Raw genomic sequence first — 262 nt, forward strand, 5'->3', positions numbered from 1 at the left:
CGTGTTCGCCATCTCCCTGGGGATCGGCGCGCACCAGGCCTGGACCGCCAACATCTGGAGCCTGGTGATGGACTACACGCCCAAGCACATGATGAGCACAGTGTTCGGCTTCGGCGGCATGTGCGCGGCCATCGGCGGCATGTTCATGACCCAGATCGTCGGCCACATCCTGACCGTGACCAACAACAACTACACCCTGCTGTTCACCCTGATCCCGGCGATGTACTTCATTGCCCTGACCTGGATGTACTTCATGGCCCCG

At 61.1% G+C, this 262-nt stretch carries 1 pseudogene; it reads left to right on the top strand.

The annotated features are described in order from the left end of the window. A pseudogene (locus SB751_RS31860) lies at positions 1-262 on the top strand (MFS transporter); the annotation flags it as partial.

The organism is Cupriavidus sp. SIMBA_020, from assembly GCF_046535395.1.
In the GTDB taxonomy this organism is placed as follows: Bacteria; Pseudomonadota; Gammaproteobacteria; order Burkholderiales; family Burkholderiaceae; genus Cupriavidus; species Cupriavidus campinensis.